At 72.9% G+C, this 20190-nt stretch carries 19 protein-coding genes; 9 read left to right on the plus strand and 10 right to left on the minus strand.

The genetic code is table 11. The annotated features are described in order from the left end of the window. Window positions 1–68 precede the first annotated feature (68 nt). On the plus strand, window positions 69–596 hold the full coding sequence (locus ABZ454_RS03850; protein WP_359535937.1) for a GNAT family N-acetyltransferase: 528 nt from the start codon (window positions 69–71) through the stop codon (window positions 594–596). A gap of 79 nt (window positions 597–675) precedes the next feature. Here the strand turns inward: ABZ454_RS03850 and ABZ454_RS03855 are convergent, their stop codons facing one another. Continuing rightward, a complete protein-coding gene (locus tag ABZ454_RS03855) occupies window positions 676–2097 on the minus strand; it encodes an LCP family protein (protein ID WP_359536173.1) in 1422 nt (473 codons plus the stop codon). Between the two features lie 300 nt (window positions 2098–2397). Between ABZ454_RS03855 and ABZ454_RS03860 the strand changes: the two genes are divergently transcribed. Both ABZ454_RS03860 and ABZ454_RS03865 read left to right on the plus strand, forming a co-directional pair. Next, the gene (locus tag ABZ454_RS03860) at window positions 2398–2568 is read left to right on the plus strand and encodes a twin-arginine translocase TatA/TatE family subunit (RefSeq protein WP_359535938.1); all 171 of its coding nucleotides are present in this window, start codon (window positions 2398–2400) and stop codon (window positions 2566–2568) included. Between the two features lie 100 nt (window positions 2569–2668). Continuing rightward, entirely contained in the window at window positions 2669–3244 is a 576-nt protein-coding gene (locus tag ABZ454_RS03865; protein ID WP_359535939.1) for a TerD family protein, read from the plus strand. A gap of 81 nt (window positions 3245–3325) precedes the next feature. Here ABZ454_RS03865 and ABZ454_RS03870 read toward each other — a convergent pair whose 3' ends face one another. Next, a complete protein-coding gene (locus tag ABZ454_RS03870; RefSeq protein WP_359535940.1) occupies window positions 3326–5431 on the minus strand; it encodes an MMPL family transporter in 2106 nt (701 codons plus the stop codon). A gap of 80 nt (window positions 5432–5511) precedes the next feature. Between ABZ454_RS03870 and ABZ454_RS03875 the strand changes: the two genes are divergently transcribed. Continuing rightward, window positions 5512–6021 (plus strand): MarR family transcriptional regulator, encoded by a 510-nt coding sequence (locus ABZ454_RS03875; protein WP_356316445.1) that lies wholly within the window; start codon window positions 5512–5514, stop codon window positions 6019–6021. A gap of 25 nt (window positions 6022–6046) precedes the next feature. Here ABZ454_RS03875 and ABZ454_RS03880 read toward each other — a convergent pair whose 3' ends face one another. The 4 genes from ABZ454_RS03880 to ABZ454_RS03895 are packed head-to-tail and all read right to left on the minus strand — an operon-like array spanning window position 6047 to window position 10420. Beyond that, complete coding sequence (locus ABZ454_RS03880; protein WP_359535941.1) at window positions 6047–6475, minus strand: DUF742 domain-containing protein; 429 nt, start codon at window positions 6473–6475, stop codon at window positions 6047–6049. 17 nt (window positions 6476–6492) lie between these two features. After that, window positions 6493–6930 carry a roadblock/LC7 domain-containing protein gene (locus ABZ454_RS03885; RefSeq protein ID WP_359535942.1) on the minus strand — a complete coding sequence of 146 codons (438 nt, stop codon included), beginning with the start codon at window positions 6928–6930 and terminating at the stop codon, window positions 6493–6495. After that, window positions 6927–9497 carry a nitrate- and nitrite sensing domain-containing protein gene (locus ABZ454_RS03890; RefSeq protein WP_359535943.1) on the minus strand — a complete coding sequence of 857 codons (2571 nt, stop codon included), beginning with the start codon at window positions 9495–9497 and terminating at the stop codon, window positions 6927–6929. Before ABZ454_RS03890 ends, ABZ454_RS03885 begins: the two co-directional genes overlap by 4 nt. Before the next feature lie 59 nt (window positions 9498–9556). Continuing rightward, window positions 9557–10420 (minus strand): MHYT domain-containing protein, encoded by an 864-nt coding sequence (locus tag ABZ454_RS03895; protein ID WP_359535944.1) that lies wholly within the window; start codon window positions 10418–10420, stop codon window positions 9557–9559. Window positions 10421–10579: 159 nt separating this feature from the next. Between ABZ454_RS03895 and ABZ454_RS03900 the strand changes: the two genes are divergently transcribed. Further along, complete coding sequence (locus tag ABZ454_RS03900) at window positions 10580–11179, plus strand: methyltransferase domain-containing protein (protein ID WP_359535945.1); 600 nt, start codon at window positions 10580–10582, stop codon at window positions 11177–11179. Window positions 11180–11212: 33 nt separating this feature from the next. On the opposite strand, the gene ABZ454_RS03905 is transcribed toward ABZ454_RS03900, so the two are convergent. Then, window positions 11213–12115, minus strand: a complete 903-nt coding sequence (locus tag ABZ454_RS03905) for an oxygenase MpaB family protein (protein ID WP_359535946.1) — start codon at window positions 12113–12115, stop codon at window positions 11213–11215. Between the two features lie 145 nt (window positions 12116–12260). Between ABZ454_RS03905 and ABZ454_RS03910 the strand changes: the two genes are divergently transcribed. Together ABZ454_RS03910 and ABZ454_RS03915 are read left to right on the plus strand one after the other, a co-directional pair. Beyond that, window positions 12261–12569 carry a hypothetical protein gene (locus ABZ454_RS03910; protein ID WP_359535947.1) on the plus strand — a complete coding sequence of 103 codons (309 nt, stop codon included), beginning with the start codon at window positions 12261–12263 and terminating at the stop codon, window positions 12567–12569. 117 nt (window positions 12570–12686) lie between these two features. Next, complete coding sequence (locus tag ABZ454_RS03915) at window positions 12687–13697, plus strand: hypothetical protein (RefSeq protein WP_359535948.1); 1011 nt, start codon at window positions 12687–12689, stop codon at window positions 13695–13697. Window positions 13698–13774: 77 nt separating this feature from the next. Here the strand turns inward: ABZ454_RS03915 and ABZ454_RS03920 are convergent, their stop codons facing one another. The 3 genes from ABZ454_RS03920 to ABZ454_RS03930 form a co-directional block, all read right to left on the minus strand. Then, complete coding sequence (locus ABZ454_RS03920; protein ID WP_359535949.1) at window positions 13775–14317, minus strand: MOSC domain-containing protein; 543 nt, start codon at window positions 14315–14317, stop codon at window positions 13775–13777. Window positions 14318–14332: 15 nt separating this feature from the next. Continuing rightward, entirely contained in the window at window positions 14333–14515 is a 183-nt protein-coding gene (locus ABZ454_RS03925) for a hypothetical protein (RefSeq protein ID WP_356316425.1), read from the minus strand. A gap of 95 nt (window positions 14516–14610) precedes the next feature. Continuing rightward, window positions 14611–15654, minus strand: coding sequence for an acyl-CoA desaturase (locus tag ABZ454_RS03930; RefSeq protein WP_359535950.1), 1044 nt, complete (start codon window positions 15652–15654; stop codon window positions 14611–14613). Between the two features lie 255 nt (window positions 15655–15909). Between ABZ454_RS03930 and ABZ454_RS03935 the strand changes: the two genes are divergently transcribed. Together ABZ454_RS03935 and ABZ454_RS03940 are read left to right on the plus strand one after the other, a co-directional pair. After that, window positions 15910–18807 carry a DEAD/DEAH box helicase gene (locus ABZ454_RS03935; protein WP_359535951.1) on the plus strand — a complete coding sequence of 966 codons (2898 nt, stop codon included), beginning with the start codon at window positions 15910–15912 and terminating at the stop codon, window positions 18805–18807. Beyond that, window positions 18804–20156, plus strand: coding sequence for an SWF or SNF family helicase (locus ABZ454_RS03940; RefSeq protein WP_359535952.1), 1353 nt, complete (start codon window positions 18804–18806; stop codon window positions 20154–20156). Before ABZ454_RS03935 ends, ABZ454_RS03940 begins: the two co-directional genes overlap by 4 nt. Window positions 20157–20190 lie beyond the last annotated feature (34 nt).

A 20190-nucleotide genomic window follows, 5' to 3' on the forward strand; every position in this document is an offset into this window, starting at 1 on the left:
CGCCACCGTCCTCACCCTGTACGCATGGGCTTTGGCGGGCGCGTGACCGCCACGAACCGGAGGAACCCATGACCACGAGTGCCGACCGCCTGGCTGCCGGGTCCGCCGACTGTGTGCCGGTGCGCCGGGCCACGCTCGCCGACGTCGGGGCCCTGGTACGGCTGCGGGCGCTGATGCTGGCCGACATGGGGATGGACGTCGGGGACGATCGTGCACCCTGGCGGGCGGACGCGGCGCGGTGGTTCACCGACCGGATGCCCCGGACCGACGAGTTCGCCGCGTTCCTCGTCGAGGATCCGGAACTCGGTGTGGTGGCGTGCGCGGTGGGGACGTGCGACGCGCACGCGCCGAGCCCGGCCAACCCGAGCGGGCTGCACGGTCACGTGTCCAACGTGAGCACCGATCCCCGGCGACGCAGGCTCGGGCACGCCCGCGCGTGCGTGGACGCGCTGCTGAGGTGGTTCCGTCAGGAGACGTGCGCGACGGTGGTCAGCCTGAACGCCACGGCGGACGGGGCCGGGCTGTACGCGTCGTTCGGGTTCGCCCCGCCCCGACACGCCTCGCTGCAACTGCGGACGGTCCGGCCGCCCACCTGATCCCTCCGCAGCCCCCTCAGCCGTGGCAGGAGCCGGTGCACGGACCGAGTCCCGCGAGCCTGCCCCGGCCGCGGCTGTCTCAGCCGTACGAGAGGTCGCTGCACGGATCGTCGTCGGCGGAGCGGGCCCCGTCCGCGACCCCGGCCGGCACGGCGTCGGGTGTCGGTGCCGCGGGCACGGGCGTGGGGTTGTCGGCGTAGTCACGGCCGACGATCACCTGGATTCCGGCGTTGCCGGACTCCTTGATCCGGGCGCCGCCGAAGAGCCGGGCCGTCGTCTCGGCCCCGGCTCGGCCGCCGGGCCCGTAGGTGACGACGGTCCGCGCCTGGTCCTGGGCGTTCGCGGTGGCCGTGCCGGTGACGGTGAAGCCGTGCGTGCGCAGAAGCTCGGCGGCCCGGGCCGCAAGCCCGGTCACCGTGGTGCCGTTGTAGACGGCGACGTCGATGCCCGTGCCGGACACGGGGGCGGTGGGAGAGGGCTTCCCCGGCGCGGGCGTCGCGCCCCTGCCCCGGCTCGTGCCCGTCGCGTCCTGGCCGTCGATCGTCCGGTCGGCCTTCAGGGCCGCCCAGAGCGCGTCGGCCTCCGGCTCGACGATGGCGACGCGGGCTCCCTCGTAACGCCAGGGGATGGTGACGAACTTGGTGTTGCGCAGATCGATGTTCTTCATCGACAGGGCGAACGAGAGCAGCTTGTCCGCCGAGCCGAGTCCCGGGTCGACGGTCATCGCGTCCGCCGCCGCGTTGGCCAGCGGCAGCAGGGTGGTGGGGTTCAGTCCACGGGACTTCACCCTCTTGACGAGTGAGCCGAGGAACGCCTGCTGTCTCTTGATCCGGCCTATGTCGGAACCGTCGCCTATACCGTGCCGGATCCGTACGTAATCGAGCGCGCGCTGTCCGGAGACCGTCTGCGGCCCCTGCTCGAAGACGCGCGCGCCGCGGGTGGGCCGCTTGGGATTCAGGTCCTGCTGGTAGACGTCCTGCGGAAGGCACACGCGAACTCCGCCGACGGCCGATGTCAGTGCGGAGAATCCGGCGAAGTCGACCACCACGGTGTGGTCGACGCGCAGGCCGGTGAGGTGCTCGACGGTGTTCTGGGTGCAGGCGGGGTTCCCCTCGGCGGTCTCCCCCACGGAGAACGCGCCGTTGAAGATGGCGTGGTGCGCAGGGGCCGTCCACTCGCCCCCGGGCTTCCGGCACGCCGGGATGTCGACCAGCGAGTCACGGGGGATGGAGACGGCCACGGCGTGCTTGTGGTCGGCGTAGACGTGCAGCAGGAACGCGGTGTCGGAGCGGCCGACCTCGCCCGAACCGCCGCCGAGTCCTCGGTTGTCGCCGGACCGGGTGTCCGACCCGATGACGAGCACGTTCTGTCCCGCGGACGTGTCAGGCGGCCGGTCACCGGAGATTCCGTCCGCGCTGAACGTATGGATACTGCCGGTCAGTTTGAGGTAGCCCCAACCGGCTCCGGCGACCAGCAGGACGAGGAACGACAGCCCGATCAGAGCCGTCCGACGCAGCCGGCCTCCCCCGCTGCCGCCGGCTGCCCCCCTGTGACTGCCTGTCATCGGCCCACCCCGTTCGTCCGGCTGTCATGAAGGAGGACCGGCGCCACCCTCGCATGGTTGTACAGATGCACAGTCGCGCAACACGGCAAGCACTGGTGGTCGCGCCTGGCGCGACGGCCCCGCCTATCGTCGGCCCGATCCCCTGTCCGCGAACGCCTGCTGGAAACATTGACCGGAAGACACCTCAAGAAGGGGTGCGAGACGCATGCCGGGCAACGGCCTGCCACAGGGCGCCTGTTGATCGCGGCTCTCGTCGTACCGGTGCTGTTCAGCTCGTACGAGCCGCCGGACACCGCCCGCGCCCTGGGCAAATCCACGCGGATCCTGAAGAGTGACACCAGGACCATGAAGGAGGACGCGCCCGAGCGGCCACCGGCGGCGACTCCCGGGACCGCCATCACTTCTTGACCTGCGCAAGCAGGGAACCACAGGGGAAGGGCCGCCGTCCTCTTCGGTGGCGGCCGAAGAAACGCTGATCAACGGATCACCGGATCATTGGAGGAAGTTCATGGGTGTGACCCTGGCCAAGGGCGGCAACGTCTCCTTGTCGAAGGAGGCGCCCGGCCTGACCGCGGTGACGGTCGGCCTGGGCTGGGACGTACGGACGACGACGGGCGCCGATCACGACCTCGACGCCAGCGCGCTGCTGTGCTCGGACGCCGGCAAGGTCCTCTCGGACCAGCACTTCGTCTTCTACAACAACCTCAACAGCCCGGACGGTTCCGTCCAGCACACCGGCGACAACCTGACGGGCGAGGGCGAGGGCGACGACGAGTCCATCAACGTGGACCTGGCGGGCGTCCCGGCCGATGTCGCGAAGATCGTCTTCCCGGTCTCCATCCATGACGCGCAGAGCCGGGGGCAGAGTTTCGGCCAGGTGCGCAACGCGTTCATCCGCGTGGTGAACCGGGCCAACGGGGTGGAGCTCGCCCGCTACGACCTCAGCGAGGACGCCTCGACGGAGACCGCGATGGTGTTCGGCGAGCTGTACCGCAACGGCGCGGAGTGGAAGTTCCGGGCGGTGGGCCAGGGTTACGCCTCCGGGCTGGCCGGCATCGCCTCGGACTACGGCGTCAACGTCTGACGGTCGGACACGGCGTCCGCGGCATGCCCGGGCCCCGGCCCCGCCCCGCACGTTCCGGGGCGGGGCCGGGGCCCGGGTGCTTCAGCCGCGAGGCGTCTCTCCGGCCGGGGCCCGGCTGATCGCGCTGGGCCACCAGGCCCTGGGGCCGATGTCCACCACCAGGGCGGGGGCCAGGAGCGAGCGCACCACCAGGGTGTCCAGCAGCACCCCGAAGGCCACGATGAACGCGATCTGGGCGAGGAACGCCAGGGGGATCACGGTGAGCGCCGCGAAGGTGGCGGCCAGCACCACACCGGCCGAGGTGATGACCCCGCCCGTGCTGACGAGTCCGCGCAGCACCCCCTGCCGTGCGCCGTGCTCCAGTGCCTCCTCCCTGACCCGTGACATCAGGAAGATGTTGTAGTCGACGCCGAGGGCCACCAGGAAGACGAATCCGTACAGCGGCACGGACGCGTCCGTGCCGCTGAAGCCGAGGAGGTGCTTGAAGACCAGCGACGAAACCCCGAGGGTCGCGAGGAAGTTGAGGCCGACGGTGGCCACCAGCAGGACGGGGATCAGAACGGCCCGCAGCAGTCCCATCAGGATCAGCAGAATGATCACGAGCACCACCGGCACGATGATGCCCCGGTCGCGCTCGGCGGTCTGCTGCGTGTCGTACTGCTGCGCCGTGTATCCGCCGACCAGCGCCTCGGCTCCCGTGACGCCGTGCACGGCACTCCGCAGCCGCTGGACCGTCGCCTTGGCCGCGTCGCTGTCCGCGGCGTCGTCCAGGGTCGCGTCGATCCGCACCCGGCCGTCGACCACGAGCGGCGGGCCTCCGCCGGGACGGCCGGACGCGGTGACGGGTGCGGCGGACGCGACACCGGGGGTCCGTGTCGCCGCGGCGGTCACCTCGTCGGCGCGGTCGGCCGCCGCGACGATGACCGCGGGGTTGCCGGAGCCTCCCGGGAAGTGCTTGCCCAGGGTGGCCTGGGCCGAGACGGACGGGGCGTCGTTCACGAAGATCTCGTCCAGCGGCACGCCCTGCGACTTGAGCGTGGGGGCGAACGCCGCACAGGCGACGAGGGCCAGGGCGGTGGAGACCCATACCTTGCGCGGGGACCGGTTGACGCGCGCGGCGACCCGGCGCCAGATGCCGTGCCCGCCCGCCTCCTCGTCCGCCGGGCGGGGCCTGGCCGGCCAGTAGGCCGCCCGGCCGCACAGGACCAGCACCGCGGGAAGGAACGTCAGCGTGCTCAGCACCGCGCAGACGATGCCGATGGCACCCACCGGCCCGAGCGCCCGGTTGTTCGTCAGATCGCTGAGCAGCAGCGCGAGGAGGCCCAGGGCCACGGTGGCGGCGCTGGCGGTGATCGCTCCGAAGGAGCGCCGGAGCGCGGCGAGGACCGCGACCGTCCGGTCGCCGTGCCGGGCGAGCTCCTCCCGGAACCGGGCGGTGAGGAGCAGGGCGTAGTCGGTGGCGGCCCCGATCACCAGGATGGACAGGATGCCCTGGACCTGCCCGTCCACGCGGACGATGTCCCGGTCCGCGAGGACGTACACGACGGCGCAGGCCAGGCCGAGGGCGAGGACGGCGCTGACGATGATGAGGAAGGGCAGCAGCAGACTGCGGTAGACGAGCAGGAGAATCACCAGCACGGCGGCCAGCGCCACGCCCAGCAGCAGCCCGTCGATCCCCGCGAACGCGTCCTTCAGGTCGGCCTGGCTGGCCGCCGGCCCGGCGATCCCCGCCGTCGTACCGGGTACGGAACCGGCCGCCGCGCGCACCCGGTCCAGGGTGTCGGGCAGTGCGTCACCGAGGTCCGAACGCAGTTGGACGACGCCGGAGAGCGCCGCGCCGTCCTCGGAGGGCAGCGCGGGCGAGGGTGTGCCGACCACACCGGGCTGCCCTGCAAGGGAGGCGAGCGCCCGGCTGGCGGACTTCCGCGCGCCCTCGGGGATGCCGTCCGCCCGGCCGGTCCACACGACGATCGCGGGTACCGTCCCTGATTTCTGGAACGCCTTCTGCTCCTCGGACACCTTGGTCGACTCGGCGCTGCGCGGCAGGAAGGCGGCCTGGTCGTTGGTGGCCACCTCGCCCAGCTTTCCGGCATAGGGGCCCAGCGTCCCTCCGATGCCGAGCCAGACGACGAGCAGGGCGACGGGCACCAGCCATCGGACGATGCGGTACCGCGGTGCGGGCTTCATTGCTTCCCCATGGGTCGATGCCGACAGTCATCTCTCAGCGATTCATTATCTCAATAAATGAGAGATATTACTCTGGGGGTATGCGTACCGCAGACGGAGGCCCGGACAGAGGCATGAACGACAGTCCCACCGGGCTCCAGTCGTTCGCAGTGCTGCTGCGCCGTATGACCAGCGAGTTCAATCGCATCACCCACGAGTTCGCCCAGGCCCAGGGGCTTCACCCGACGGATGTGCAGGCCCTCATCGCCATCCTGGACGCCGATCACGGCGAATCGGGTTCTGCCATGACCCCGGGGAGACTACGCGAGCAGCTGGACCTGACCTCGGGTGCGGTGACGGCGTGTCTGGACCGGCTGGAACGTGCGGGGCACATCCGCCGGGTCCGCGACGGTGGCGACCGCCGGGTGGTGCGGCTGCACTACGCCGCCGCGGCGAAACTGGTCGCCCGTGACTTCTTCCGGCCGCTGGCCGCCGGCACCGATGCGGCCCGGGGGCAGTTCGACGAGGACGAACTGCACATCGTCGTCCGCTTCCTGGAGGCCATGAACGACGAACTCACGCACCTGCGGGGCAGCAAGCGGCAGCTGTAGACCGGGCGCTGCCCCGGGACCGCCCTCAGAGTGCGCGCAGGCCGTTGATCACCTCGCGGAGGATGCGTTCATCGGGCAGCTGGGCGGGCGGCACCGGGCGGCTGACCGTCACGTATCCGGATCCGAGCAGGTCGCCGAGCAGCACGCGCACCACGCCGACCGGCAGGTCGGCGTCGGCGGAGAGCTCGGCGACCGACTGCGTCTCGGTCCGGCAGAGGGTCAGCAGCGTCCGGTGCTCCGGCCCCAGCAGCGCGTCCTCGGAGCTTCCGGACACCGTGTCGTCGAGGGTGACGAGCGCGATGAGATCGAAACGCGCGCCGCCGGGGCCCGGTTCGGTCCGGCCGCCGGTCATGGCGTAGGGGCGGACGAGGGGGCCGGCCTCGGCGTCGTACCACTGACTGCCCGGCAGCTCGTACGGGTCGGGGGCCTCCGGGCCGCCCTCGGTCCTGGACACTGCTCTCCCCGCCCCCTTCAGCCGGCTGCCGACGGGTGCTCGGAGAAGCGCGCCGGGGTACGCAGGTGCTCACCGACCCGTTTGACGAGGCGGGCCATCTCGTACGCGACGAGGCCGATCTCGGCGAACGCCGTGCTGAGTACGGCGAGGCACGATCCCTCCCCCGCGGCGGCGACGAACAGGAAACCGTCGTCCATCTCGACCATCGTCTGGCGCACGTCTCCCGCCCGGAAGTGGCGGCCCGCGCCCTTGGCCAGGCTGTGGAAACCGGAGGCGACCGCGGCCAGGTGCTCGGCGTCCTCGCGGCTCAGCGCGCTGGACGCGCCGACCGCGAGCCCGTCGCCGGAGAGCACGACCGCGTGCCGGACCTCTCCGACGCGGGTCACCAGGTCGTCCAGCAGCCAGTCGAGTTCACCGGACCGGTGGGGCGCCCCGGTCCTCGGGTTCGTGATCATGCGGGGTCTCCTTCGCTGGGTGGGCGTCGTTCGTCGGTACTCCGGTCCGCTGCCGGGGTGCCCGGGGCGGCGCCGCCACCGCGTACCCAGCCGGCCCGGTAGGCGGTCATGCGGTCCCTGGCCTGTTCCGGGGTTCGCCGCGCGGCCGTGTCCTCGGCCGGTCCGCCGGCCCGTGGCGCTTCGGGCCGTGGTTCTTCGCGCAGTTGCGGTACGAGGCTGGCCTGCCGCACCCGGCGGGGCAGGGTCTCGTCCTCGTCCTTCTCCCCGGCCGGTGGCCGTGGCGCCGGTCCGGCCTCTCCCTCGCCCTCGGCCCGGCGGGGGCGCAGCGAGGTCACCTGGGCCGCGGGGCCCGTGCGGGACTCCAGCGCCGGGACGGGGACGGGCGCGGGGAAGGACGTGTGCGGCGGCCGCACGGCTCGGGGGCCCGGTCCGAAGGAGGTGCGTTCGTGGTCGTCCCGGTGTTCGGCGGAGGCCTTGCGCGGTTCCGCCTGCTCCTCGGCCGGCGGCAGCGCGCTCTGCAGCAGCGCCGTCGGCAGCAGGACCACCGCCGTCGTTCCGCCGTAGGGGGAGGTGCGCAGGTTGACCTTGATCCGGTGGCGTACGGCGAGCCGGCTGACGACGAAGAGACCGAGCCGGTCGCTGTCGAACAGGTCGAGCGCCTCCGCCTGCTCGATGCGGCGGTTGGCCTCGCCGAGCAGTTCGGCGCCCATGCCGAGGCCACGGTCCTCGATCTCCAGGGCGTAGCCGTTGCCCACGGGCTCGCCGGTGATGCGCACCTTGGTGTGCGGGGGCGAGAACTGCGCGGCGTTCTCGACCAGTTCGGCCAGGAGGTGGGTGAGGTCGGCGACGGCCGTGCCCTTCACCGCGGCGTCGGGCAGCCTGCTGACCTCCACCCGGGCGTAGTCCTCGATCTCCGAGACGGCCGCGCGCACGACGTTGGTCAGCGACACGGGCATGCGCCAGGCCCGGCCGGGGGCCGCGCCGGACAGGATGATCAGGCTCTCGGCGTGCCGGCGCATCCGGGTCGTGAGGTGGTCGAGCCGGAAGAGGTCGCTCAGCTCGTCGGGGTCGTCGGCCCGGCGCTCCATGCTGTCCAGGAGGTTGAGCTGGCGGTGGACCAGCACCTGGCTGCGCCGGGCGAGGTTGACGAAGACGCCGGAGATCCCGTCCGCGAGCTCGGCCCGCTCCACGGCGGCGCTGAGGGCGGCCCGGTGGACCGTGCCGAGGGCCTCGCCGACCTGGCCGATCTCGTCCTGGGAGGCGAGGCCGGGCGGCGCCTCGGCCCGGATGTCGAGCTCTTCGCCCGCCCGCAGCCGCTGCATGGCCAGGGGCAGTTTGCGCCGGGCGATCTCCAGGGCGCTGTTGCGGAGGCTGACCAGCTCCACGACGAGCGCGCGCCCGATGCGTACGGAGATCACCAGGGAGGCGGCGACGGCGACGCAGCCGAAGATCACGGCGGCGCCGGACGGGCTGAGCAGGCCGTCGGCGAGGGGGTCCACGCGGTCGGCGGCGCGCTCACCGGCACCGGTGCCGATGCGGTGCAGTTCGCCGCGGACGTCACCGGCGGCGCGCTGCCACTGGCCGGCGGGCACGGCTCGGGCGGCGTCGCGGCCGGGCGCCGCCGCGAGGACCTTGTCCTCGGCCGTCCGCAGGGAGCGGTAGGCGGGCAGGGCGGTGAACTCCTGCCAGGCGGCTCGTTCGGTGGCGGGCAGGTCGGCGCCGGCGGTCTCGGTCAGGGCGCGCCGGGTGTCGACCGCGCCGGTGAGCAGCCGCAGCGGCCGGTCCTTCAGGGTGCCGAGGCGTGCGGCGGTGGCCAGCAGGGCGTCCTCGCGGGACAGCATCTCGTCGGCGCGGGCGAGTTCGAGCAGGACGCGGGCGTCGGAGCCGAGGGCGTCGTCCTGGATGCCGGTGAGGGCGCCGGAGACGGCGAAGGCGGCGCTGACGGTCGCGGTGTAGCGGTCGTACGCGGCGCCCTCGTCGTCTCCGGCGCCCTTTCCGGTTCGCAGGTCCTGGGCGAGGCCCAGGAAGCGGTCGAGCCGGCCGGCCACTCCCCCGGGCAGGTTGCCCGTGTCCGCGATGGTGTGACGGTCGTCGAGTCGCAGTGCGTCGAGGGCCGTGTCGGTGCGCCCGGTGCGCTCCGCCAGGGCGGAGGCGTGCGCGCCGCCGGGGTCGGCCGCCTGGAGCATGGCCGCCTTGCGTTCGTCCTGGAGAGCGGAGACCGCCGCCGCGACCGGGGCCCTGACCTCTTCGTCGACGCGCTGCAACTGGCGCAGCCGTGCCACGTCCTGGGCGGTGGACACGGTGGCGAAGCCCCAGAGGGCGAGCAGGGAGACGACGGGCAGCATGAGCAGCGAGATGATCTTCGCGCGCACGGTCCTGGGCCGCAGCGTCCGGCGTCCGCGAGGGGCGGATATGCCGTCCGCCGGCGGCGGCGGACCGTCGTGCTCGGCGCGCTCGTCGGCCGGCGGTCCGGCGTGCGCGCGGCGGCCTCGGGCCGGGGGCGCCGGCCGGGTGGCGGGCCGGGCGTCGGAGGCACCGGGCTCCGGGGTCGTGCGGGGTGGGCGCATGGCCTCCTCGTTCCGGGTCGGGGCTGGGTGGGTGGCGGTGCGGCGGGCCGGGCCGCTCGTCAACGGGTGCCGGCGGGTGAACGCGTTCCGGCGGGCGGCACGTCGGGGCTGCGGGCGGCGCGCCGGGACCGCGGGTCCGGTCCGCGGCCGGCCGCGGCGGCGGGTGCGCGCACGTGCTCGGCGTGGACGTACGCGGCGCGTTCCGGCGCGGTCGGGGACAGGGCCACGAACGCCGAGGTGAGGAAGAGGTAGGAGCCGAGTCCGACGGCCAGGGGGAAGATGAACTGCATCGCGGTGGCTCCGTGGAGGGCGCTTCCCGAGGGCGTCACCTGCACGGACACGGCCAGCATTCCGGTGTAGTGCATGCTGCTGACTGCCGCGCCCATGACGAGGGACGCGAGGGCCACGGCGCGCGTCGACCTGATGTTGAGCGCGGCCCACAGGGCGGCGGTCGCGGCGATGACCGCGATGACCACGGAGAGGACGACCCTCAACGGGTCGTAGTGAATGGCGCCGTGCAGCCGCAGTGCCGCCATGCCGAGGTAGTGCATGCTGGCGACGCCGAGTCCGGTGGCGAGACCGCCCAGCAGCAGTGCCCTGGTGCGGTCGCGGCTGTAGCCGACGGCGAAGACGCCGCCGCCGACGACCACCATGGCGCCGAGCAGGCTGAGGAGGGTCAGCGGCACGTTGTAGCGGATGTCGGTGCCGTAGACGCCGAAGCCGAGCATCGCGACGAAGTGCATGGTCCAGATGCCCGAGCCGATGGCCGATGCGGCCGTGATCAGCCAGTTGCGGCGCGAGCGCCCGGTCGTGTCGAGCGCGCGCACCGTACAGCTCAGTCCGAGCGCGGCGCCGATGCAGGCCATCGCGTACGACAGCAGAGGTGTCAGCCACCCGAAGGTGGCGTGGTCCAGGTGTCCCATGACCCGGGGACGCTAGTCGCGCCGGAGCGCGCACCCGGGGCGCATGCGAAAGCTGGCGAAATATGACAGAGAGTTGTTTCCCGACGATCGCCGCATGGTCGAACATGTGCAGCGACTCACGCCGTTTCGTTCGGGCCGCGGCTGCGCGATCATGTCCGTATGGCCGATGACCACACACACGTCCAGGAGTTCTTCACCGCTCGCGCGGCGGACTGGGACACGCGATTCCCCGAGGACGGTCCTGCCTTCGCCTCCGCGGTGGCCGCGCTGGGGCTCCGCCCCGGTGATGTCGTACTGGACGCGGGATGCGGCACGGGGCGGGCGATGCCCGAGCTGCGGGCAGCGGTCGGGCCCCGGGGCACCGTGCTGGGCGCCGACCTCACCGCGGCGATGCTGGAGTCGGCGGTGCGCGCGGGCCGCGCCGGCAGCGGACTGCTGGTCCAGGCCGATGCCGCCCGGCTGCCGCTGCGGTCGCGGGCCCTGGACGCGGTGTTCGCGGCAGGGCTGATCTCGCACTTGTCCCGGCCGGGGCCCGACCTGGCCGAGTTGGCCCGGGTGGTGCGGCCGGGCGGGCTGCTGGCGCTGTTCCACCCCGTCGGACGGGCGGCGCTGGCCGCGCGGCACGGCCGCCGGATCACCGACGGCGATCTGCGGGCAGAGCCGAACCTCGGTCCGCTCCTGGCCCGTTCGGGCTGGCGCCTCGTCTCTTACGCCGACGAGGACACCCGGTTCCTGGCGCTGGCCGAACGGACCGGCTGACGCACCGCCCCGGGCGCCCCGGCGCCTTGCGGGTCACCCGGACTGGACGTCCGGGCGGCGAAGGCGCGGGACCGGACAGCCGCCGGCGCCCGGGGTGGGGAAGGTGCCGAGCGCGGCCACCTCGTACCCGTCCGGGTACCCCTTGATCTCCGGGTTCTGCCGGGCGTAGTGGGGCTTGGTGCGCGGCGGCAGCAGCCGGACGGCGCGACCTCGCAGACGCAGGGCGCCGCGGGTGAGCGAGCGGGCTGCGACGCTCGGCCGTCGGTAGCGGAAGGCCCGCAGCAGCGAGTCGTCGAGGAGGGCGAGGCTCGCGCCGCGCACGATCGGCGCGAGGGGGCGCGGGTACCAGGAAGCCATCAGCTCCAGCGTCGCGTCCGAGACCGAGCGCGCCCCTGCGTCCCAGCCGAAGTGCTCCTCCTCGTAGGCGTCGAGGGTGCGCTCGAAGTCCTCGTACGTCCGTGGCAGGTCCTTGATCCCCATGTGGGCGCCCAGGGTCCGGTAGTAGGCGGCGCACGCCCCCAGTTCGTGACCGGACAGCCGGCGCCAGCCGTAGGCGTCGAGCCAGCGCTTCGGGGTGACGACGAAGGTGCACAGCACGTAGCGCATGTCGTCGTTGCTGATGTCGAAGCTGTTGTGCATCCGGTTGATGCGGCGGATGGCCGTACGCCCCGGTTCGCTGTCGAAGCCGTGCTCGACGACGGTGTCGAGCAGCAGCGCCGTGTCGTCGTACCGCTTCTGCGAACGGTCCGTCAGCTCGGCGGTCTCCGCGAGGAGCCGCCCGATGCTCGGGACGGCGTAGGTGCGGTACAGCGCCAGTTCGAGGGCGCGAGCGATGTCCCAGGGGAACTCGTACGTCGCCGTGATGCGGTAGATCTCCAGGAAGTCCCGCTCCGGATCGAGGCGCTGGATGTCCTTCAGCCGGTCGTAACGCTTCACCGCACCGTCCCCTCGTCCAGGTCGAGTGTCCCAGCCTACGTGCGGGGGCAGGACGGTGAGTACGTACGACGGACAGCGACGGCACGTACCCCTCGCGCGTGTGCGGCGCACCGCCCCGCGCACGCATCGACGAAAGGCGGCCCCCATGACCAGCATGTTGGGCATACTGCGCAGAGCCGTGACCCCGGGACGCAAGGAGGGCCGGCCCGCCGCGCCCACACGGGCGCCGGAGCGCCGGCAGCACAACCTCTTCGAGGCGGCCGCGACGTTCGTCGCGGCGTCGGTGGACGACGACGAGGACCGTATGGACGAGGCGAGCGGCTGGGTGTCGCCGGAGGCGCTCTCCTTCGGCGTCGGGGAACTGGCCTGCCGGGCCGTCATCGCGCTCGCCCGTGAGCGCGACCAGTCGCCGGAGACGGTGGCCCGGACCCTGCTCGGCCTGTCGGACGGCTGAGGGGGAACGTCCGGGTCGTCGTCGGGGCCCGGGTCCTGCCTTGTCAGGGCCTCGACGAGCGGGTTACCCACTGGTTAAGGTGCGCCGACGACAACCATGAGGGAAGAGGAGGGTGCAGTGGCCGGGACGGACAACTCAGTCGCCGACGACGACGCACTGTACGTGCTGACCGCGGTCCTGCTGACCCCCGCGCAGTTCCCGAGCGTCCTCGGCGACGACTACCCGGCAGCCTGCGCGGCCCTGAACCTGGAACCGTACGCCGAGGGGTACGGCCTGGTGCTGGGCCAGGACGGCGACGGCGCCCGGTGGACGGTGGTCGTCGACGACGTGTCCCTCGTGGCCGTGGCGATAGCGTCCTGGGACTGCGGTATGGAGTACGACCTGTCGCCGGATGACCGCTCGGTCGTCTGCGCGCTCCCCGGCTGGCCGCTCGCCGTGGCGGTGGCCGCTCCCGGGGTGAAGGCTCCGCACGATCCGGCACCGGACCCGGAGGCGGAGGCGGACGGGGAGGACCTGGCACCGCTGAGTCCGCCCGACACCGACGTGTGGGGGCCCGCGCAGCGCCGGCTGGGCGCGGACGCGATAGCGCTCCAGTGGGCGGCCTGGCGTGAGCAGGTCGACGACGAGACGGTCTTCGCGCCGGTGGGTGGCGAGGACTCGGACGGCTCGGTCGCACGGGGCCCGGACACGGACGGCTCAGGCACGGACTCCGGCGCCGGCCCGCAGGTCGCGGGCGATGCGGGCGAGAGCTCCGGTCCCGAGGAGGCGGCCGAGGCCGCGGACGAAGCGGAGGCCGGAAAAGCGGCTGCGGACGAGGCCACCCTCCCCGGAGGGCGCCCAGACGTACGGCTCCCCGGAGCGCACCCGGGTGTACGGCGGGCGCTGGCCGAGGCGCACGGCTATGTCGGCACCCCGCCGCCCCCCGGCCGGGTCCGCTCCTCCTTCGCCCCGGGCGACGCGCGGATGATCCGGGCCGACGGCCCCGGCTGGTCCATGGTCGCCAGGACCGACGACATCGCCTTCGTGCTGCTCGACGAGGTGCCGGGGGAAATCCTCACCGTGGGGCGCGGCACGGAGCTCCCCAAACTGCTCAAGGCCCTGGACGCGATGGCCGTGCGGCCGTCCTGACGCAGAGGGGCGGCTGAAGAACCGCCTGCGCAGGCCCCGGGACCGGCGAGGTCCCGGGGCCTGGGCGCATCAGGGCGTCAGACCCGTTCCAGCGGGCGGTGGGGCTCGGCGGGGAGCTGGACCTTGACCGGGTCGCCGGGCCGCACCACGCCGCCCACGGCGACCACGCTCATGATCCCGGCCTTGCGGACGATGTGGCCCGATTCGTCCCGGCCGACGACCTGCTTGAGCAGTCCGTCCTGGAAGTTGTCGATCTGGAGGCACGGGTTGCGCAACCCCGTGACCTCGACGACGGCTTCGTCGCCGAGGTGCAGCAGGGTGCCGACCGGAAGCGCCAGCAGATCGACGCCGCTGGTGGTGATGTTCTCCCCGAGGTCCCCCGGGGCGACGTCGAAGCCGGCCTCGCGCAGCTCGTCGAACAGCTCCGACTGTATGAGATGGACCTGACGCAGATTCGGCTGGTCGGGGTTCTGCGCGACCCTGGAGCGGTGTTTGACCGTCACCCCCGCGTGCACGTCCCCCTCCACGCCGAGCCCGGTCAGCAGCGTCACGCTGTCCCGGTTCGGCTTGGTGAAGCTGTACGCCCCATTGCTACTCACGGCGGTGACTGTCCCACTCACGACGCGCGTCCCCTCTCAGCGACCTATTTCCTTGCGGGTGATCCTACGGAGCCTTCGCCGCTGGCTCGGATCCAAGGCCAGATACGCGATCGCGGGAACTCCGACCAGCACCAGCAGTGACAGCCAGAACCCGATGAACGGCATCAGGACGACCGCGACGACAACTCCCCCGATGGCGATCTTTGCGCTGTTCGACATCGTCCACGCCTCCTTCGCGGCCCGTGGCCGCTCCTGCTGTGAGAACGCTTGTGGTGGCCCATCGGTTCCACCCACCGCGGGTGGAACCCGGCCGGTCACCTCAGGGGTGCGCCGACCTCGTGCATGTGCTCCAGCGCCTGCCGGTAGGACTCGATGAGCCCGGTCTCGGCGTACGGCATGCCGAGCGCCTCGCAGTGCGCCTTGACCAGGGGCTGGGCCAGCCGCAGATGCGGTCGCGGCATGCTCGGGAAGAGGTGGTGCTCGATCTGGTAGTTGAGCCCGCCGAGGAACCAGTCGGTGAGGGCGGATCCCCGCACGTTGCGCGAGGTGAGGACCTGCCGCTGCAGGTGTCCCCAGCGGTCCCCGTCGGGGTCGGGCATCTCCATGCCCTTGTGGTTCGGGGCGAAGGCCATGCCGAGGTGGAGACCGAAGAGCGCGTGGTGCACGAGCGCGAAGACGACGGCCTTCCCGGGGGACATGACGGTGAGCAGCAGCGTTGCGTAGAGGCCGAGGTGCGCGACCAGGAGCAGGGCGGAGAGGGCGCGCTCCCTGACGGGCTGCTGTCGCAGGTACTGGAAGCCCGATATCTTCAGCGCGATGCCTTCGAGGAGCAGCATCGGGAAGAACAGCCGGGCCTGGTTGCGGGTGAGCCAGCGGGCGAAGCCCTCGCGCTGCGCGGCCTGCTTCTGGGTCCAGACGAGGGCGCCGACGCCGACGTCCGGGTCCTTGTCGATGTGGTTCGGATTGGCGTGGTGACGTACGTGCTTGTCGTTCCACCACGCTTCGTTCATGCCGAGCAGGAAGTTGGCGTGGAACAGGCCGAGGGCCCGGCTCACCCGCCGGTCTCCGGTTATCTGGGCATGTCCGGCGTCGTGTCCGACGAACGCGGTGCGGGACCAGACGACGGCCAGGGGCAGTGCGAGCGGCAGGGCCCACCAGGTGTCGCCGAGGAGGACCACCGCCGTCAGCACGGCGCCCAGTGCGAGCAGATTGACGGCCATGCCTGCCGCGTACCAGCCGGTGCGGCGTTCGAGGAGTCCCTGCCCCTTGACGGCCCGCAGCAGTGGCGCGAAGTCGCTTCCTGTACTTCCGGCACTGTCGCGGGTCCGCTCCGCGACGGTGGTTGCGGCCTGAGGCATGGTGTCTCCGGTCTCATAGGTGCGCTGACCTGATGAAACGTACGGGTCGCGTATGTACGGGAGCTATGGAGCCACCACCCGGGGTTTCCTGGTGCCAACCCCCTCATGCCGATGGGGGGCTGGCCACACCTGGCGGACATAAGGGACATGAACGAGTGACGCGAATCACACGTGGTGGGCTCCCGGCAGCATCGGCGAAGGAGTACCCTCGGCGACCTCGGCTCACTAGTCAAATTTGAGGACTTTGCTATCGCTGTGCACCGCCTCCCCGCAGCAACGCTCTCCGAGATCTCCGCACTCGCCGGCTGCGACGTGGTCTTCCTGCCCGCGGACCCCTCCCGGACCGGACGGGTCGCCTTCTGGTATCCGGACGGGAGCAGTCCGCCCGACGCTCCCGGAACTGTCGAGGAACTCACCGTCGCCGGCGCCGACGCCCTGCCGTACGCGGTGCCGGCCCGGATCCTGCCCGTACGTGACGCGCTCGCGGTGCTCACCCGGGCCAGGACCGCGGCGCACGCCTCGGCGGCGGCCCGGTTCTGGGGAGCGGCGGGGCTGCTGGCCCTGCAGTTCGCCGCCCGGGGGCTGCTGCTGCCGGGCCTGAGCGCCACGGATCACGACACGTGGCGGGCCGGCCCCCTCACGGCGGACGACCGCACGCGGATCCGTACCCTTGCCGCGTCCATGCCGCCGACCGCCCACGCGGCGCCGGCCGACGCGTTGGCACAGCCCCTCCTGCTGCCCGAACCGGAGTGGCTGGTACGGGAGTTCCTCGACGCGGTCGCGGACGGGCTGCCGCGTACACCCGCCGCGTCGATCGCCGCGGGCGGCACGGCGTTCGCCGCGCAAACGCCGCAGCGCCTGCCCGGTCAGCGCGCCTGGGTCACCGATGTCGCCGCCGGGCACGACGCGGGCGTCCGGCTCTCGCTGCGCGTGGAGGTGTCGGGCCTCGACCGGAGCGGTGAGGCGCCCTCCGAGGAACCCGGCGGCCCGTCCTTCACCGTCGTTCCGCAGATCCACGGGGTGAGCGACCCGACGCTGGTCGCCGACGCCGCCGCGCTCTGGGCGGGCTCGGGTCCGGCCGCCGCGGCGTTCGGGCCGAGGGCCCGGATGGACACCCTGGTGATGCTGCGCCGGGCCGCCCGCGCCTGGCCGCCCCTGACACCACTGCTGTCGGCGGCCGTGCCGGACTGCGTGGAGCCGGCCGACGAGGAGATCGCCGACCTCCTCGGCCCCGCCGCACGGGCCCTCGCCGCCACGGGTGTCCAGGTGCACTGGCCGCGGGAGCTGGCCCGCACACTCACGGCGCGCGCGGTGGTCGGCCCCTCGGACGAGGCGGACGACGACAGGGCCCGGGACCGGGGACCGGCCCGCGACGCGTCGGACATCGCGCCGCTGGCGGCCGCCGGCTCGCCGCTGGCCTTCGACTGGTGGTTCGCGCTCGGTGACCACACGCTCAGCCGAGCCGAACTCGACCGGCTCGCCGAGGCGGGACGGCCGCTGGTGCGGCTGCGCGACCAGTGGGTGCTGATCGACCCCGAGGAGGCGCGTCGCGCCCGCGCCACGCAGGACCGCAAGGTCTCCCCCATCGACGCGCTGGGCGCCGTGCTGACCGGTTCCACCGAGATCGACGGCCACCGGGTCGAGGTCCGGGCGACGGGCTGGCTGGAGCGCCTGCGGCAACGCGTCGCGGACCCGGAGTCCGGGCACGACGAGCCGGCGGTCGGTCAGCCGGCCGCGCTCACCGCGACGTTGCGGGACTACCAGCTCCGCGGCCTGAACTGGCTGCACACCATGACCTCGCTCGGGCTCGGCGGCTGTCTCGCCGACGACATGGGGCTCGGCAAGACCATCACGCTGATCGCCCTGCACCTGCACCGTCAGACCCTCGACGGCGCCGCCGGACCCACTCTGGTGGTCTGCCCGACCTCGTTGATGGGCAACTGGCAGCGGGAGATCGAGAAGTTCGCCCCGGGCACTCCCGTCCGCCGCTTCCACGGCGCGTCACGCAGCCTGGAGGCGCTGGTGGACGGCGAGTTCGTCCTGACCACGTACGGCACGATGCGGCTGGACGCGCCCCGGCTCGCGGCCGCGCGGTGGGGCATGGTCGTCGCCGACGAGGCCCAGCACGTGAAGAACCCGTATTCGGCGACGGCCAGGCAACTGCGCACGATCGGCGCGCAGGCACGGGTCGCCCTCACCGGCACCCCCGTGGAGAACAACCTCTCCGAGCTGTGGGCCATCCTCGACTGGACGACCCCCGGCCTCCTCGGCCGGCTGGGCGCCTTCCGCACCCGGTACGCGCGTGCGGTGGAGGGAGGCAGCGACCCGGCGGCGGCCGAACGCCTCGGCGCTCTGGTCCGGCCGTTCCTGCTGCGCCGGCGCAAGTCCGACCCGGGGATCGCCCCGGAGCTTCCGCCGAAGACGGAGACGGACCGCGCGGTGGCGCTGACGGCCGAACAGGCGGGCCTGTACGAGGCGGTGGTGCGGGAGACCCTGGCGGCCATCTCCGAAGCCGACGGGATGGCCCGGCGCGGTCTGGTGGTGAAACTGCTCACCGCGCTCAAACAGATCTGCAACCATCCCGCGCAGTACCTCAAGGAGGAGGAGCCGCGGATCGCGGACCGTTCGGGCAAGGTGGAACTGCTCGACGAACTGCTGGACACCATCATCGCGGAGGGCGCCGGCGTCCTCGTCTTCACCCAGTACGTGCAGATGGCCCGGCTGCTCGAACGACATCTCGCGGCACGCGGGATCGACACCCAGTTCCTGCACGGCGGGACGCCGGTGGCCCAGCGTGAGGCGATGGTCAGCCGGTTCCAGTCGGGCGGGGCTCCGGTCTTCCTGCTGTCGCTCAAGGCCGCGGGCACCGGGCTCAACCTCACCCGCGCGGGCCATGTGGTCCACTTCGACCGCTGGTGGAACCCGGCCGTCGAGGCGCAGGCCACGGACCGCGCCTACCGCATCGGGCAGACCCAGCCGGTCCAGGTCCACCGGCTGATCGCCGAGGGCACGATCGAGGACCGGATCGCGGAGATGCTGGCCCGCAAACAGGGGCTCGCGGACGCGGTGCTCGGTTCCGGCGAGAGCGCCCTGACCGAGCTGAGCGACGCGGAACTGGCCGATCTGGTGGAGCTGCGAGGGGGCGCACGATGAGCGACGGATACGAGCCGGACGCGTTCGGCGACGGGGACGGGCAGGACGGCACGGCGCCCGGGCAGGAGCGCACCTTCGCCGCGCTGCCCGCGGCGCAGGGGCGCGGTTTCGCGGAGTCCTGGTGGGGCCGGGCCTGGCTGAAGGCGTTGGAGGACACCGCGCTGGACGGACAGCAGCTCAAGAGGGGCCGCAGGTTCGCGCGTGAGGGCCGGGTGGGCGCGGTGTCCGTCCGGCCGGGCCGGATCACCGCGGTGGTCCGGGACGGGAACGAGAGCGGCTACCGCAGCGACGTACTGCTCCAGGAACTGACCGAAGGGCAGTGGGACCGCTTCCTGGACATGGCCGTCGACCGGGCCGGGCACATCGCCGCGCTGCTCGACCGGGAGATGCCGCCGCATCTGGTCGAGGACGCGGCGGCGGCCGGGGTGGATCTGCTGCCGGGGATCGGCGACCTCGACCCCGAGTGCGGCTGCGAGGCCTGGGACCACTGCCCGCACACGGCCGCCCTCTGCTACCAGGTGGCGCGGCTGCTGGACCAGGATCCGTTCGTCCTGCTGCTGTTGCGGGGCCGAGGGGAGCGGCGGCTGCTGGACGAGCTCCAGGTGCGGATCGCGGTCAGGGCGGCGGGGCACGGCCCGTCGGACGCGGTGGACGCGCCCGCCGAGGAGACCGGGGAGCGGGCCGTGCGCGGGGTTTCGGCAGCGGAGGCCTACGCGGCGGCCGGCATCCTTCCGCCCCTGCCCCCGGTGCCGGTGCTTCCCGGCGAACCGGGCCCGGCGCCCTCCCTGGACACCGACACCGAACCCGAACCGGGCGTGGACCCCACGGCCCTGGAGATGCTGGCCGCGGACGGCGCGGTGCGGGCCCACCGGATGCTGGCCGAGGCTCTGTCGCCCCGTCACGGACAGCAGCCGGTCCCGCCCGGGCTCACGCCCGAGCAGGACGCGGTACGGCTGGCGGCCGAGGCCCGGCCCGAGCCGTGGATCGCGAACCGGCTGGCGACCGGCTCGGGCCGGCAGCGCGCCGGTCTGCCGGCAGCGGTGCGGGCGTGGCGGTACGGCGCCGCCGCCGCGCTCACCGTGCTCGACGAGGAGTGGGTACCCGACGCCGCCGCCCTCGCCCGTGCCAGGTCACGGCTCGCCGGGGCCTGGGAGGAGGACGAGGCACCCGGGCTGCGGTCCGAGCGCAACCGCTGGACGTCGGCGGACGGCACGGTGCAACTGCGCTACGGGCGGGACGGGCGCTGGTATCCGTACCGCAAGGAGAGCGGCCGCTGGACTCCGGTGGGGCCCTCCGACGAGGATCCGGCGGCGGCCTGGGCGGACGCGACGGCCCCCTCCGACGTCTGACACCTGCTCACCGGCGGCGGGCAGGAGCGCATCG

Source organism: Streptomyces sp. NPDC005803 (assembly GCF_040630435.1).
In the GTDB taxonomy this organism is placed as follows: Bacteria; Actinomycetota; Actinomycetes; order Streptomycetales; family Streptomycetaceae; genus Streptomyces.